The sequence below is a fragment of the Pseudomonas sp. Pf153 genome (genome assembly GCF_001269775.1).
Classification (GTDB): Bacteria; Pseudomonadota; Gammaproteobacteria; order Pseudomonadales; family Pseudomonadaceae; genus Aquipseudomonas; species Aquipseudomonas uvaldensis.
Genome location: NZ_LHVL01000030.1, coordinates 502,218 through 517,098 on the forward strand (window position 1 = coordinate 502,218; position 14,881 = coordinate 517,098).

A 14,881-nucleotide genomic window follows, 5' to 3' on the forward strand; every position below is an offset into this window, starting at 1 on the left:
GTCCTTCTTCCAGGGATTGTATTCATGTCACCTGTCGCTCATCTGCCGTCGCTGCTCCTACCTATACAAACCCCCAACTGGCCGGACCTCGAACACAGTCTCGACCAGGACGGCAGTGCAATCATCCGCAACCTGTTGCCGTCTACTCTATGCCGGCGGCTCAGCAACCTGTACGCCGAGCCGGAGCATTTTCGCTCCCGGGTCATCATGGCCCGGCACGGCTTCGGACGTGGCGAATACCAGTATTTTCGTTACCCATTACCCGATATCGTTCAGCAGTTACGTCAGTCGTTGTACCCGGCGCTGGTGCCCATGGCCAACCGCTGGAACGAACGCATGGGCATCGAAATCCGATATCCCGATGATCATCGCGCTTTTCTTCAGCGCTGCCATGACGCCGGGCAATTGCGCCCCACTCCCCTGTTGCTGCAATACGGTCCGCAGGACTACAACTGCCTGCATCAGGATCTCTATGGGGAACAGGTCTTTCCCTTGCAGGTAGCGATCCTGTTGTCCGAGCCGGGCCTGGATTTCACCGGCGGCGAGTTCGTCCTCACCGAGCAACGCCCTCGTATGCAGTCGCGACCGCAGGTCATCGGTCTGAAACAGGGCGATGCGGTGGTGTTCGCCGTGCATCAGCGGCCCGTCAAGGGCGTTCGCGGCTATTATCGAGTGAACATGCGCCACGGTGTCAGCTGCGTGCACAGCGGCAGGCGACATACGTTAGGAATCATTTTTCATGATGCGCAGTGACAACACCCCGATCACGCTGGATCTGTTCGCCGACCAGGCACCCTCCACGCCCGGCCAGACCGAACGGATCGGCCAGCAGGCATTCGTGCTGCGCGGGTTCGCCCTGCCCTGGCTGGAGCGTTTGCTGCCGGACCTCGAATCGGTCTTGCAGGCCGCGCCGTTCCGGCAGATGGTTACGCCAGGCGGCTTTACCATGTCGGTGGCCTTGAGCAGTTGCGGGGCGCTGGGCTGGACCACCGACCGCAGCGGTTATCGCTATACGTCCCGTGACCCGCAGTCCGGCCAGCCCTGGCCAGAAATGCCGGCAGTGTTCCGGGAACTGGCCCAGACGGCCGCCCGAGCCGCGAACTTCGAGCATTTCGAGCCCGATGCCTGCCTGATCAACCGTTACGTGCCCGGCGCACGGATGTCGCTGCATCAGGACAAGAACGAGCGCTCACTCACCGCGCCCATCGTGTCGATATCCCTGGGCCTGCCGGCGGTGTTCCAGTTCGGTGGCTTCGAGCGCAGCGACAAGAGCCTGCGCATCCCATTGTTCCATGGCGACATTGTGGTCTGGGGTGGCGTGGACCGATTGCGTTATCACGGCGTGCTGCCGCTCAAGGATGGCGCGCATCCGCAACTGGGTGCCCAACGGATCAACCTGACATTCCGCACCGCCGGATAACGATGCACAATTCAACCGCAAGACCCGGAGTGTCGGCATTTTCCAGGCTGGCTACTGTAGCCAAAACGGGCCACCGGACATAACGACCATGAACAATCCTTCGAATACCCTTGCTCCTGAACTGGACCCACGCTGGGCCGCCGTGCTCGCCCGGGATCCGCGCGCCGACGGGCAATTCGTATACGGCGTGAAAACCACCGGTATCTATTGCCATCCCAGCAGCCTGTCGCGCCTGCCCAACCCGCGCAATGTCGAGTTCTTCGACACGCCGGAACAGGCCCAGGCGGCGGGGTATCGCCCCAGCAAGCGTACGGCCAGGGACCAGACCCAGATCGCCGCCCAACAAGCGGCACGGGTCGCGGCAGCCTGCCGGCAGATCGAGGCGGCTGACGAACTGCCAGGCCTGAATGAACTGGCGCGTCATGCCGGCTTGAGCCCTTTCCACTTTCATCGCGTATTCAAGGCGGTCACCGGACTGACCCCCAAGGGGTATGCCGCCGCCCACCGTTCACGCAAGGTACGCGAACGCCTGGCCGATGCCGGGACCATCACCGAAGCGCTGTACGACGCCGGTTTCAACTCCAACAGCCGTTTTTACGAAGCCGCCGATAAAGTGCTGGGTATGAAGCCCACTGACTACCGGGCCGCCGGGCAGAACACCGACATCCGCTTCGCCGTCGGGCAGTGCTCCCTCGGGGCGATCCTGGTGGCACAGAGCGAACGCGGCGTCTGCGCAATCCTGTTGGGGGACGACCCGGACGCGTTGGTGCGCGACCTGCAGGATAAATTCCGCCGCGCCAACCTCATCGGCGCCGACCGGGAATTCGAGCAACTGATTGCCCAGGTGATCGGCTTCATTGAAGCGCCGGCCTTGGGCCTGGACTTGCCGCTGGACCTGCGCGGTACGGCGTTCCAGGAACGGGTCTGGCAAGCCTTGCGGGACATCCCGCCGGGCAGCACTGCCAGCTATGCCGAAATCGCCCAGCGAATCGGCCTGCCCAAGGCCGTTCGCGCCGTCGCCCAGGCCTGCGGCGCCAACAGCCTGGCCGTGGCGATCCCCTGCCATCGGGTGGTGCGCAGCGACGGCAACCTGTCGGGCTATCGCTGGGGCGTAGAGCGAAAGCGTCAGTTGCTGGCGCTGGAACGCTCGTCCGAGGACTGAACGCCGATGTAGATCGCCACCGAATCGGGGCCACTATAGACCTCGAAATCGGTGGCGAAACGGCGCAGGGTCTGCGGGTTGTCGGCAAAGTACGCCCAGATCAGGCCCCAAGTCTGGATCACGCAGTCAGGCATAGGCCCGTTGGCCGAAAACACCAGGTAATCCCCGCCCTCGATGTCCACGGCGGGGTAGCCTGCGCTCGTTGCGTCCACCTGCACCCCGGCCGTCACGTCGAAATGCCCCGTGGCGTCGGACTCATAGTTGGAGTACACCCCATAGACAAACGATTCCGACTGCCGGGCCGGGATTTTGTCGAACAGTCCTTCGGTGAAAAACCGTTCCCACATCGGACCGATCCTGGCCGTGTCGGGTTGCTGCTCGTCGGAGTTGCGGGTGCGCACCTGCAAACCGGCCACGATGAAGGGTTCGACTGCCTTGAGTTTGACGTCCATGGGTGCAGACTCCTGAGAAAGTGAAGCACGCATGGTAATCCTCTCCACCGAAGGATCAAACGGTCGCTTTCGATTGAAAAACTCGACTGGCCCTGGCCGGGGCACACCTGTTAAAACGCTGTTTCCTTTCGCCTCCGGAGCTCCACACATGAGCCAATGGCCAGACACCCGCCTTCTCGATCTGCTTGGCATGGAACTTCCGATCATCCAGGGTCCCCTGGCCGGCGTGACTGGCCCGGCCATGGTGGTCGCCACCTGCAATGCCGGCGGATTGGGCTCGATGCCGGCGGCGATGCTGGATGTCGAGCAGTTGCGTCAGGCGCTGACAACCATCGGCGAACAGACCGACAAACCCTTCAACGTGAATTTTTTCAGCCACCAGCCGCCGGTGTTCGATGAGGAACGCGCCGAGGCCTGGAAGCACCGGCTCAAACCTTACTACGAGGAATTGGGTGCCGATTACGATGCGCCAACGCCCGTGTCCAATCGCACACCATTCGACGATGCGGCCTGCCGGGTGCTCGAGGAGCTGCGTCCGAAAGTGGTCAGCTTCCATTTCGGCCTGCCGGAGCAATCCCTGCTGGATCGGGTGAAAGCCACGGGGGCGAAGATTCTGTCGTCGGCGACCACGGTCGAGGAAGCCGTCTGGCTGGAGCAGCACGGTTGTGATGCGATCATCGCGATGGGCTACGAGGCCGGCGGCCATCGCGGGATGTTCCTCAGCGACGACATCAATACCCAGGTGGGTCTGTTCGCCTTGCTGCCCCAGGTCGTGGATGCAGTGAAGGTGCCGGTCATCGCTACCGGCGGCATTGGCGATGCGCGGGGTATCGTCGCCGCGTTTGCCCTTGGCGCATCGGCAGCGCAACTGGGCAGCGCCTATCTGTTCACGCCCGAGGCCAAGATCAGCGCGTCCCATCACCGGGCGTTGCGCACGGCCAAGGAAAGCCAGACCGCCGTCACCAACCTGTTCACTGGTCGGCCGGCCCGGGGCATCGTCAACCGGGTCATGCGCGAGGTGGGCCCGATGAGCCCGCTGGCCCCGGCCTTTCCTTTGGCCGGTGGCGCGTTGATGCCGTTGCGAGCCAAGGACGAAGCAGACTTCAGCAACCTCTGGGCCGGCCAGGCGTTTCCCATGGGCCGCGAGTTGCCCAGCGCCGAGTTGACCCGGCGACTGGCTGAGGAGGCGTTGGCGCTGCTGCGGGGGCGGGGTAAGGTCTGGGACAGTGATAGCTGATCCATCGCCATCGCCCCGACAAAATGCCGCGTTCCGTTTGTGGGGCATTCGCTATATATTTCCGTATATAGCGAACTTGCCCCTACGGAGCCTTGCCCATGCCCCCCCGTTTCTCGCTGTTGCCGCTTCCCTTTTTGATCATCGGCGCCGTCCAGGCCGATGAGGTGCAGGTGGCGGTCGCCGCCAATTTCACCGCGCCGATCCAGGCCATTGCCGCCGATTTCGAAAAAGACACCGGGCATAAATTGGTGGCAGCGTACGGCGCCACCGGGCAGTTCTACACGCAGATCAAGAACGGCGCGCCATTCGAGGTGTTCCTCGCCGCCGACGACACCACCCCGGCCAGACTCGAAAGCGAAGGCAACACCGTCAAGGGCTCGCGCTTCACCTACGCCATCGGCACGCTGGCGCTATGGTCGGCCAAGGACGGTTATGTCGACGACAAGGGTCAGGTACTCAAGGACAACGCCTACCACCACCTTTCCATCGCCAACCCGAAAGCAGCGCCCTACGGCCTGGCTGCAACCCAGGTGCTGGACAAGCTGGGGCTGACCTCGCAGGTCAAGAGCAAAATCGTTGAAGGCCAGAACATCACTCAGGCTTACCAGTTCGTCTCCACCGGCAACGCCGAGCTCGGCTTCGTCGCCTTGTCCCAGGTGTACAAGGACGGCAAGCTCAGCAGCGGTTCGGCATGGATCGTCCCGGCCGAACTGCACGACCCGATCAAGCAGGACGCGGTCGTCCTCGACAAAGGCCGGGACAACCCCGCCGCCATGGCATTGGTGGACTATCTCAAGGGCCCGAAAGCGGCTGCCATCATCCAGGCCTATGGGTATCAACGCTAAATGCCACTGACCAGCGCCGACTACGCCGCCATCTGGCTGACCCTGAAACTAGCCTCTGTAACCACAGTGATCCTGCTGCTCATCGGCACGCCCATCGCTCTGTGGCTGTCGCAGACCCGTTCCTGGCTACGCGGGCCGGTGGGTGCCGTGGTGGCGTTGCCGTTGGTGCTGCCGCCCACGGTCATCGGCTTCTATCTGTTGCTGGCGCTCGGGCCGAACGGCTGGCTCGGTCAGCTCACCCAGGGCCTCGGGTTAGGTAGCCTCACTTTCAGTTTCGCCGGGCTGGTGGTCGGCTCAGTGATCTATTCCATGCCGTTCGTGGTGCAACCGTTGCAAAACGCCTTCGCGGCCATCGGCAGCCGTCCGCTGGAGGTCGCCGCCACCTTGCGCGCTGACCCATGGGACACGTTTTTCAGTGTCATTGTGCCCCTGGCCCGGCCCGGCTTCATCACCGCCGCGATTCTTGGTTTCGCCCACACCGTCGGCGAGTTCGGCGTCGTGCTGATGATCGGCGGCAATATTCCGGAAAAAACGCGGGTCGTGTCGGTGCAGATCTACGACCATGTCGAAGCCTTGGAGTACGCCCAGGCTCACTGGCTGGCGGCGGCGATGCTGCTGTTCTCGTTTCTGGTGCTGCTGGCGCTGTATTCCAGTCGCAGAACCCGGTCCGGTTGGAGCTGACCGATGATTCAAGCGCGTTTTCAGCTCGACCGTGGAGATTTTTCCCTCGACCTGGATGTGCAGTTGCCGGGCCGTGGCGTGACCGCGTTATATGGTCAGTCCGGTTCCGGCAAGACCACCTGCCTGCGCTGCATGGCCGGACTGGAGCAGCCGAAGCAGGGTTTTATCGAGGTCAATGGCCAAATCTGGCAGGACACCGCGCGTGGCGTGTTCGTACCGCCTTATCAGCGGGCACTGGGCTATGTATTCCAGGAGGCGAGCCTGTTCGCCCACCTGTCGGTGCGGGCCAACCTGACGTTCGGCTTCAAGCGTATCGCGCCGGCACAACGGCGGGTGAGCCTGGATCAGGCGACCGAACTGCTGGGCATCGGGCACCTTCTGGCTCGACAGCCACACACCCTGTCCGGCGGCGAACGCCAACGGGTGGGTATCGCCCGAGCGCTGTTGACCAGCCCGCGGCTGCTGTTGATGGATGAACCCCTGGCCGCCCTCGATACCCGGCGCAAGAACGAAATCCTGCCCTACCTGCAACGTTTGCACGATGAACTGGATATCCCGGTGGTGTACGTCAGCCATTCCCAGGACGAAGTGGCGCGCCTGGCCGACCATATCGTGCTGCTCGATGCCGGTCGTGCCCTCGCCAGCGGACCGATTGGCGAAACCCTGGCCCGGCTCGACCTGCCGCTGGCGCTGGGGGACGACGCGGGCGTGGTCATCCAGGGTAAGGTCAGCGGTTACGACGCCGGCTATCAGTTGCTCACTCTCACACTCCCCGACAGTCGATTGGAGGTACGCGTCGCCCACACGCCGCTGGCCTGCGGACAATCACTGCGCTTCAAGGTGCAGGCACGGGACGTCAGCCTCAGCCTGGCGAACGACGCCCACACCAGCATACTCAACCGCCTGCCGGTCACGGTGATCAGCGAACTGGCCGCCGACAACGCCGCCCATGTGCTGATTCGCCTGGAAACGGCCGGTACCCCGCTGTTGGCGCGCATTACCCGATACTCGCGTGATCAGTTGCAATTGCATCCGGGGCAATCGTTGTGGGCACAGATCAAGGCAGTGGCAGTGTTGGCGTAAGCCCCAAGGCCTCTGTCCAACCCTGTGGGAGCCCAAAAAATCCGGCACGACCGCAACGGCCTGTGGTCAATGAATCCATAGGCTCCCCGGATCTGCAGCCAAGGATTCTTTCATGCCCGATAACCCGTCCCCGCAAGCATTGCCGCCCGACCTGCATTATGTCGACGACACCGGCCCCGGCATCACCCGCAAGAAGTTACGGGGCAAGTTCTGTTATTTCGACCCACAGGGCCAGCGCATCACCGACGCGGCTGCAATCCAGCGCATCAATGCCCTGGCGGTACCGCCGGCCTACACCGATGTCTGGATCTGTCCCGACCCGCGCGGCCATCTCCAGGCCACCGGTCGCGATGCCCGTGGGCGTAAGCAATATCGCTACCATGCGCGCTGGCGCGAGGTGCGCGACGCCGACAAATACTCGCGCATGCTGGAATTCGGCCGGGCCCTGCCACGCCTGCGCAAGCGCCTGGAAGCGATCCTCGCCACGCCCGGCTTCAGCCGCGACAAAGTCCTGGCCACAGTCATCACCTTGCTGGACGTGACGCTGATTCGCGTCGGCAATACTCAGTACGCCCGCGACAATCGCTCCTACGGCCTGACCACCCTGCGCAACAAGCATGTCGAGGTGAACGGTAGCGCCATCGCCTTCCAGTTCCGGGGCAAAAGCGGCGTCGAACACCAGATCACCGTCAAGGACCGGCGCCTGGCGCGGATCATCAAGCGCTGCCAGGAAATACCCGGCCAGAACCTGTTCCAGTACCTGGACGAGAACGGTGAGCGCCACAGCGTCACCTCATCGGACATCAACGCTTACCTCAAGACCCTCACCGGCGCTGACTTCACCGCCAAGGACTACCGCACCTGGGCCGGCAGCGCAGCGGCACTGGCCGGGCTGCGTACACTGAGCTGGGACACAGAGACGGAAGCCAGGAAACACGTCGTCGAAATGGTCCGCCAGGTCGCCCAGCAGTTGGGTAACACACCGACCGTCTGTCGTAAATGCTACATCCATCCCGCCGTCCTGGAGGGCTTTCTGCTCGGTGCTTTGAGGGAGTTACCCAAACCCCGGGTACGCAAGGGTCTCAGCGAAGAAGAAGTCGCGCTGGCGATGTTTTTGCAGAAGCTGGCGCAAGCCGCCGAAGCCTGTTGATCGAAGCGTTCGGCGCCCGAGACATCCGCCAATGCCCTGCTAGGCTATGTACGAAAGAGGAACATCCGACAGCCTGCGAACTCCCAACTGTACGGCACCGCCGATCCGCAGACACTTCAACGAATGAAGTCGACAGGAGCTTGAGATGTCCGAACATATCGTCCACTTTCATTGCCAGATCGATCAGGGAACCACGGAGCGCTTCCGGGACAATTGCCTGGAAGCCATCGAAAAAGGCGCAGATTCATTGATGCTCAACCTCTCTACGGTGGGCGGCAGCACCAATTTCGGCTTCACCCTCTACACCTTCATCAAGTCCCTGCCCGTGCCGGTGCGCGCCGTGAATGCCGGCAACATCGAGTCGATGGGCATCGTCATGTATCTGGCCGCCAGCGACCGCACCACCACGCCTCATTCGCGCTTTTTGATCCACCCGATGAACTGGTATTTCGGTCAGAAATCGGTGGACCATTCCCGCTTGCGCGAATACCTGTCCAGCCTGGACAACGACGTGGCGCGGTACGTGGAGATCTACGTCAAGGAAACCGCCGGCGCCGCCACTCAGTTGGATATTTTCAAATGCCTGTGCGCCGAGGAGCGGGTCATCCCGGCGGAAAACTCTCTGGCGTTCGGCATTGCGCATCGGGTCGAGCAGGTGGTGTTTTCAGCGGAGGCCAAGCATTGGAAAGTCAGCGGAGGCGACGATTGATCAGCGACAAGACATTGGCTCTTCAGACATCCTCTATATAGCCATTCAGTGCCCCGCAACTTTCAAGCGAAGCGGCTGTACAACTTCCAAGCGCAACGGCTGTATAACTTTTTTACCACTCGTCGCCAGCGAAACGATTTTTCTAAACTTCCGGTCGGCATTTTCTTTCACAGTAATGCGAGGCAGTTACTCGCTTAACCAAAATGAGGAATCTCGAAATGGCTAATAGCGGAAACAAGAACCCAGGTAACTTCGCAAACGACCGTGAGAAAGCTTCCGAAGCCGGTAAAAAAGGCGGACACGCTTCGGGCGGAAACTTTGCCAACGACCGGGAAAAAGCCTCCGAAGCCGGTAGGAAAGGTGGCGAACGCAGCCATGGCGGCGGCAGGAAATCGTAACCCGGAGGACCGTTGGGGCGCAGTCTGCTGCGCCCCGGCGCTTATTCTGTCGAGGTCAGCATGAGCCACCAGGACCGATTCATCGTCAGTTTTATCGCCAACGGCCAACCCGATAGCCGGGTGCTGGAGGCCGACACCGAGACGCTGAGCGTCAGCGAAGCCGAGGCCCTGCTGAGGATGTCTTTCAGCGAACTCAAGGCCGTCGAGCTCAGTGACATCCAAGTTCAGAAAAGAACTCGACCCTTAGAAGAAGAACATGGGGTGCCGGGGCATTTTAAACAGCCCTGACCCTTTACTTTTATCAGTGCATTAATTAAACCCAGCGCCCCTTCACTTCGCCTGGCTTACTCTTGCCGCGATAACGATCCGCTGGTGAGAGAACTTATACCCTCACCATGCGATTCCTTTCCAAACATCAATGGGCATGTTCACCTGTCGGATCCTTGATCTGCCACACCCGCCCTTTCTGCCAAGCATCCGCATCAGGATCCACCGCCGGGGTTTCGATACCGGACCGGGCGCGCTTCTTCGCTTCACTGTCCACCCCCATGCGGCTGTCGCGTTCGCGCACCCGTTGCGGGTCGATCTGCCCGTCCGCGGTAAACCCCATCATCAACTGCGGCACGCCGTAAGGCAGCGGGTTGCCCTGCTCGGGATGCCAGGTGTGCCAGGTCTTGCCGTAGGTGCCCACCAGCTTTTCCATTAGCCGGGTTTCCGCTACTTCAGGGATGCCGGGAGCGATCAGTTGTCCGGATTTCACTTCATGCACATGGCTGTGCCACAGTTGCTTCTCGCTGGCGGGCAAGCCTTCGAACAGCCGCTTGCTGATGATGTATTCCACGCCCATCAACTTGGCGCGGGAAGTGTTGCCGTCGAAGATGGCGCACTGGAAGACTTCCTCGTTCAGCGCCGTGCAGTAGTGATGGGCTTCCATTTGCCCGGACATCCGGCCGTTGTAGAAATGAAAGCCGTCGAGATACGTATTCAGTGCCTGCAGCGGGGGTTTGTCCTGCAGCACGCCGGCCCCTGCTTCCAGCGTGACGGTGCTCGGGGTCTTCACGGCCCCGGGTACGCTCACGGACGAATCGGTGTTGCCGCCCGCGCAACCGCTCAACCCCACCGCCGCAGCGCAAATCATCGCCCAACGGTCCTTACTGTTTTTTCCCTGCATGTCATCTCTCCTTTTTCCATGACTGTCCATGAGAAAGGGATCCTGCACAGCGGGTTTGATTTTCCTGCCAGCGAACCGACGGGCGGATCGTATCAGCGTGGGTCGTAAGCCCGTTTCACCGTCTCGATCCAGGCAGGGTCCAGGCGCGGCTGGTCGATGTCCAGCTGCAGCCGTTGCATGGCCGCCACATGCTCGGCAGCCTCTCGCTCCAGTGAACCCTGGGCGCTGGAGTTGGCGTCTAGTTGATGCATCTGGGCCAGCCCCAGGTGATAGAACCTCAGCACGTTCATGGCGACCGGATCCCGGACCTGCACGCCGGCTTTCACCTGATGCATCACGTTGGTGATACTCATCAGGCTGCGCTTGAGCTGCCAGCCGTACACCGCTGCGGCCATCCACGGCTGGGACCAGAAATACAGGCGCATCAGCACGACCATCGCCAGTACGGCTGCAATGACTCCCCCCAGGTTGAAACGAAAGTTATCGCCCCCAGGCGTGCCGAACAGCATCACGGCGAGGCTGGACAGCAACATCGCCAGCGCCAGGAACACCACCGCGACAATGAGCGTGCTGCGTCGTGTCTGCTGTCGGTAGAGAGCGGCGTCCCACGGTTTGATCTCGAACATCGCGGTGCTTTTTCCTCGTATGGGCGCAAAAAAGTGTCGCGCATTATCGCCTGATCGGTCGATTTAGCTATGCTGGGACTCATTTTGCGTTGCAACCGACCCGACGGGTCCGGATCAAAGTCCATGGCGGTACCGCAAGGATCATGCGATCTTCTGCGTGGACGGTTTTTACAAGATGCCGTCGTTGTGTGCATGGCATCGTTTTCAAGGAAAGCTGAATGACTCAAAGACATGTAATCAACGCCTCGGTCAGCCCCAAGGGTAGCCTGGAGACCCTGTCCCAGCGCGAAGTCCAGCAACTGAGCGAAGCCGGTTCCGGCAGTATCTATACCCTCTTCCGCCAGTGCGCCCTGGCCATCCTCAATACCGGCGCCCATGTCGATAACGCCAAGACCATCCTGGAAGCCTACAAGGACTTCGAGATCCGCATTCACCAGCAGGATCGGGGCGTGCGCCTGGAATTGCTGAACGCGCCGGCCGACGCCTTCGTCGACGGCGAGATGATCGCCAGCACCCGCGAAATGCTGTTCAGCGCCCTGCGCGACATCGTCTACACCGAAAACGAACTGGACAGCCAGCGCATCGACCTCAGCTCCTCCCAGGGCATCAGTGACTATGTGTTCCACCTGCTGCGCAACGCCCGTACGTTGCGTCCGGGCGTGGAGCCGAAGATCGTCGTGTGCTGGGGCGGTCATTCGATCAATACCGAAGAATACAAATACACCAAAAAGGTCGGCCACGAGCTGGGCCTGCGCAGCCTGGACATCTGCACCGGCTGCGGCCCGGGCGTGATGAAGGGCCCGATGAAAGGCGCCACCATTGCCCACGCCAAGCAGCGGATACATGGCGGTCGTTACCTGGGCCTGACGGAGCCGGGCATCATCGCCGCCGAGGCACCGAACCCGATCGTCAACGAGCTGGTGATCCTGCCGGACATCGAGAAACGCCTGGAAGCCTTCGTGCGCGTCGGCCACGGCATCATCATCTTCCCGGGCGGTGCCGGTACGGCGGAAGAGTTCTTGTACCTGCTGGGCATCCTGATGCACCCAGCCAACCAGGAACTGCCCTTCCCGGTGATCCTCACCGGGCCGAAAAGCGCCGCGCCGTACTTCGATCAACTGCATGCCTTTGTCGGCGCGACCCTGGGCGAGGCCGCCCAGAAACACTACCAGATCATCATCGACGACCCGGCCGAAGTGGCGCGCAAGATGACCCAGGGGCTCAAGGACGTGAAGCAGTTCCGCCGTGAGCGCAACGACGCCTTCCATTTCAACTGGCTGCTGAAAATCGACGAAGGCTTCCAGCGCCCCTTCGACCCGACGCACGCCAACATGGCCAGCCTGGGCCTGCGCCGCGACCTGCCCGCGCACGAACTGGCCGCCAATCTGCGCCGAGCGTTCTCGGGAATCGTGGCGGGTAACGTCAAGGACAAGGGCATCCGCCTGATCGAGGAACATGGTCCCTACGAAATCCACGGCGACGCCGCCATCATGGAGCCCCTCGACCGCCTGCTCCAGGCTTTCGTCGCCCAGCACCGCATGAAACTGCCGGGCGGCGCGGCGTATGTGCCCTGCTATCGCGTGGTGACCTGATTTACCGATCACCGCCACTGCCTGTGGGACTGAGGATCACCGCAGATCAAATGTGGGAGCGAGCCTGCTCGCTCCCACAGGGTCGGTGGTGGTTACGAAATGGTTTGAAGCCTCATCATCCCGACTTCATCTACCGTGACGCCAAGCCCACGGTAATCTTCGATCGAAGGGTGGCGGGTCAACAGCGGATGCGTATGGGTGGCCGTCACGACCATCACATCCGCTCCCGCCGCCTCACCGGCCTGGATACCGGCGTGGGCATCTTCGAACACCAGGCACGCCTGCGGCACCACCTGCAAGCGCTCGGCGGCCAGGCGATAGCAGGCGGGGTTGGGCTTGCCGTCGTTCACGTCTTCGGCGGTGACCATCACGTCAGGGCGCGGGATGCCGGCCGCTTCCATCCGACGCAAGGCCAATGCCATCGGCGCCGAGGTGACGATCGCCCATTGCTCGGGCGGCAGGCTTTGCAGCAATGCCCGCGCGCCGGCAACGGCTACCACCCCCTCTACGTCCTCGATTTCTTCGCGGGTAATCTGCCTGGCCTCGGCCTCGGCATCCACCCCCGGCAAATGCTGGCGAGCGATGGTGTCAACGGCACGCACGCCATGGATGGTCGGCAGGAATGTCGCCACGTCCACTCCGTGACGCAAGGCCCAACGTGTCCAGATGCGCTCGGCGGCGGCAATGGAATTGAGCAGCGTACCGTCCATGTCGAAGAGGAAGGCGCGGTAGGTGTTATTCGATGGAGGGCTGATCGGCATCGGATCCTCGGTGGCGGCGTGAGAATGCTGGTCACTGTAACATCACCCGACACCGCTCCCACAGGGATCTGTGGTGTGTCGCTGGGCTGCGATCTATACCAACCGCTCGATCGACTGATGCAGCCACACCCGTCGGTAATACACCGTCTGCAACAGCAGCATGCTCAGGTAAGCCACGGGAAACGCCATCCATACGCCTTGCAGGCCGAAGTGCGCGTCCAGTAGATACGCCGCGGGCACCTGGACACCCACGATGCAGAAAATGGAAATCGCCACCGTCGGGAGTACAGTGCCACTGGCGCGCATGATGCCGCTGACGATTGCCTGGAAGCCGAACACCAGCAAGCTCCAGAGCATGATATGCAGCAGGTGTTCGGCCTGGACCCGCGCCGCCGGGGCGGTGATGAATAAGCCCAACAGCCAGTGGGACAGCAGATAACCCAACAGCACCAGCCCACCGGTCAGGCAGACGTTGATCATCAGGCCCGTGTGCAGGATCGGCCCCAGGCGTTCCAGGCGTCCGGCGCCAATGGCCTGGGCGCCGAGGATCGACGCGGTAATGGCAATCGACAGCGCTGGAAATTGCACGTAATTGACGATCTGGCTCACCGCGCCATAGGCCGCCGTGGCCTCCGAACCGTGGCGATTGACCAGGCTGAGGATCACCAGTTCCGACAACGAAATCACCACCATCTGCAATCCCGTAGGCAGGCCGATGCGCAGGACCTTGGCGAGGATGTCCCTGTCCAGGCGCATCGCTGCGAAGAATGCCCGGTCCGGCGCCAGGGCATGCTCGCGGCGGTTGAGGCGCCAGACCAGCATCGCCATGGCCGCCGCCGTGCCCAGCAGCCCCGCCAGCGCCGCACTCTGAACCCCCATCTGCGGCAACCCCAGCCAACCACGAATCAACGCCGGCGTGAGCAGTAGCCCGACGCTGGTGGACACTAACAATGCCAACAGCGGCGAAAACGTATCACTCACTCCCCGCAGCAATTGGGTGAACAGCACAAACACCAGCAGTATCGGCAGGGTCCACATCATGACCCGGGCGTAGGACACGGCATCGTCCAGCACGTCCATCGGCGTGCCCAACCCTTGCAACGCCGGGCGGGCAAAGACGCTGCCAAGCACGGCCGCCGTCAGCCCGATGATCGCACCCAGAAGCAACGTAGTACCGGCAATGGCCTTCACCGTACCGGTTTCCCGTGCGCCGTAGGCCTGCCCGATCAACACCCCCGCCCCCGCACCCAAGCCGATCACCAGCGCGATGAAGAAGAACAGGATCGGAAACATCCCCGACACCGCCGCCAGTGCCTGAGTGCCCAGCATCTGGCCGATATAGATGCTGTTGAACGTGCCGGACATCGATTGCAGGAAATTGGACAAGACCATGGGGGCCAGGAACAGCAGATAGGTTTTCCAGAGAGGCTGGTCGGGCATGGGGGCTCTGATGGTGGATTCGACGATTCGGGTGTCAATAATCTAGCTCAATCAAGACACTTCATAGAATTGACTCGACCCGTTTTTGTGGCGAGGCGCGTGAACAATAGCTTCGTCAGTCCGATTCGACATTTCACGAACTGCGTCTAATCTG

17 protein-coding genes are annotated in these 14,881 nt (G+C 61.9%); 12 read left to right on the top strand and 5 right to left on the bottom strand.

The window, feature by feature from the left end:
- Positions 1-24 precede the first annotated feature (24 nt).
- From AD666_RS23335 to ada, 3 genes are all read left to right on the top strand, one after another.
- Complete coding sequence (locus AD666_RS23335) at positions 25-753, top strand: 2OG-Fe(II) oxygenase (protein ID WP_053157500.1); 729 nt, start codon at positions 25-27, stop codon at positions 751-753.
- Entirely contained in the window at positions 740-1,420 is a 681-nt protein-coding gene (alkB, locus tag AD666_RS23340) for a DNA oxidative demethylase AlkB (RefSeq protein ID WP_082339915.1), read from the top strand. Before AD666_RS23335 ends, alkB begins: the two co-directional genes overlap by 14 nt.
- Before the next feature lie 88 nt (positions 1,421-1,508).
- Positions 1,509-2,582, top strand: coding sequence for a bifunctional DNA-binding transcriptional regulator/O6-methylguanine-DNA methyltransferase Ada (ada, locus tag AD666_RS23345; protein WP_053157503.1), 1,074 nt, complete (start codon positions 1,509-1,511; stop codon positions 2,580-2,582).
- On the opposite strand, the gene AD666_RS23350 is transcribed toward ada, so the two are convergent.
- Positions 2,546-3,034 (bottom strand): GyrI-like domain-containing protein, encoded by a 489-nt coding sequence (locus AD666_RS23350; RefSeq protein ID WP_053157505.1) that lies wholly within the window; start codon positions 3,032-3,034, stop codon positions 2,546-2,548. The genes ada and AD666_RS23350 overlap by 37 nt on opposite strands.
- Before the next feature lie 148 nt (positions 3,035-3,182).
- Between AD666_RS23350 and AD666_RS23355 the strand changes: the two genes are divergently transcribed.
- From AD666_RS23355 to AD666_RS23385, 8 genes are all read left to right on the top strand, one after another.
- Positions 3,183-4,271 carry a nitronate monooxygenase family protein gene (locus tag AD666_RS23355; RefSeq protein ID WP_053157508.1) on the top strand — a complete coding sequence of 363 codons (1,089 nt, stop codon included), beginning with the start codon at positions 3,183-3,185 and terminating at the stop codon, positions 4,269-4,271.
- Between the two features lie 98 nt (positions 4,272-4,369).
- Entirely contained in the window at positions 4,370-5,116 is a 747-nt protein-coding gene (gene modA, locus AD666_RS23360) for a molybdate ABC transporter substrate-binding protein (RefSeq protein ID WP_053157511.1), read from the top strand.
- On the top strand, positions 5,117-5,797 hold the full coding sequence (modB, locus tag AD666_RS23365) for a molybdate ABC transporter permease subunit (RefSeq protein WP_053157514.1): 681 nt from the start codon (positions 5,117-5,119) through the stop codon (positions 5,795-5,797).
- 3 nt (positions 5,798-5,800) lie between these two features.
- The gene (gene modC, locus AD666_RS23370) at positions 5,801-6,880 is read left to right on the top strand and encodes a molybdenum ABC transporter ATP-binding protein (RefSeq protein WP_053157516.1); all 1,080 of its coding nucleotides are present in this window, start codon (positions 5,801-5,803) and stop codon (positions 6,878-6,880) included.
- Positions 6,881-6,992: 112 nt separating this feature from the next.
- Positions 6,993-8,030, top strand: coding sequence for a DNA topoisomerase IB (locus AD666_RS23375; RefSeq protein ID WP_053157519.1), 1,038 nt, complete (start codon positions 6,993-6,995; stop codon positions 8,028-8,030).
- Between the two features lie 145 nt (positions 8,031-8,175).
- Entirely contained in the window at positions 8,176-8,739 is a 564-nt protein-coding gene (locus AD666_RS23380) for an ATP-dependent Clp protease proteolytic subunit (protein ID WP_053157522.1), read from the top strand.
- Positions 8,740-8,957: 218 nt separating this feature from the next.
- Positions 8,958-9,137, top strand: a complete 180-nt coding sequence (locus AD666_RS26270; RefSeq protein WP_003182983.1) for a general stress protein — start codon at positions 8,958-8,960, stop codon at positions 9,135-9,137.
- Between the two features lie 12 nt (positions 9,138-9,149).
- The gene (locus AD666_RS23385) at positions 9,150-9,425 is read left to right on the top strand and encodes a hypothetical protein (protein WP_232777676.1); all 276 of its coding nucleotides are present in this window, start codon (positions 9,150-9,152) and stop codon (positions 9,423-9,425) included.
- A 127-nt stretch (positions 9,426-9,552) separates the two neighbouring features.
- On the opposite strand, the gene AD666_RS23390 is transcribed toward AD666_RS23385, so the two are convergent.
- Complete coding sequence (locus AD666_RS23390; protein ID WP_053157525.1) at positions 9,553-10,308, bottom strand: OBAP family protein; 756 nt, start codon at positions 10,306-10,308, stop codon at positions 9,553-9,555.
- A 92-nt stretch (positions 10,309-10,400) separates the two neighbouring features.
- Positions 10,401-10,934: a DUF3087 family protein gene (locus AD666_RS23395; protein WP_053157528.1), complete on the bottom strand. Its 534-nt coding sequence runs from the start codon at positions 10,932-10,934 to the stop codon at positions 10,401-10,403.
- A 218-nt stretch (positions 10,935-11,152) separates the two neighbouring features.
- On the opposite strand from AD666_RS23395, the gene ppnN reads away from it, so the two are divergent.
- Positions 11,153-12,526: a nucleotide 5'-monophosphate nucleosidase PpnN gene (gene ppnN / locus AD666_RS23400; RefSeq protein WP_053157531.1), complete on the top strand. Its 1,374-nt coding sequence runs from the start codon at positions 11,153-11,155 to the stop codon at positions 12,524-12,526.
- A 92-nt stretch (positions 12,527-12,618) separates the two neighbouring features.
- Here the strand turns inward: ppnN and AD666_RS23405 are convergent, their stop codons facing one another.
- Both AD666_RS23405 and AD666_RS23410 read right to left on the bottom strand, forming a co-directional pair.
- Entirely contained in the window at positions 12,619-13,287 is a 669-nt protein-coding gene (locus tag AD666_RS23405) for an HAD family hydrolase (protein ID WP_053157534.1), read from the bottom strand.
- A gap of 93 nt (positions 13,288-13,380) precedes the next feature.
- A complete protein-coding gene (locus AD666_RS23410; protein WP_156315984.1) occupies positions 13,381-14,727 on the bottom strand; it encodes an MATE family efflux transporter in 1,347 nt (448 codons plus the stop codon).
- Positions 14,728-14,881 lie beyond the last annotated feature (154 nt).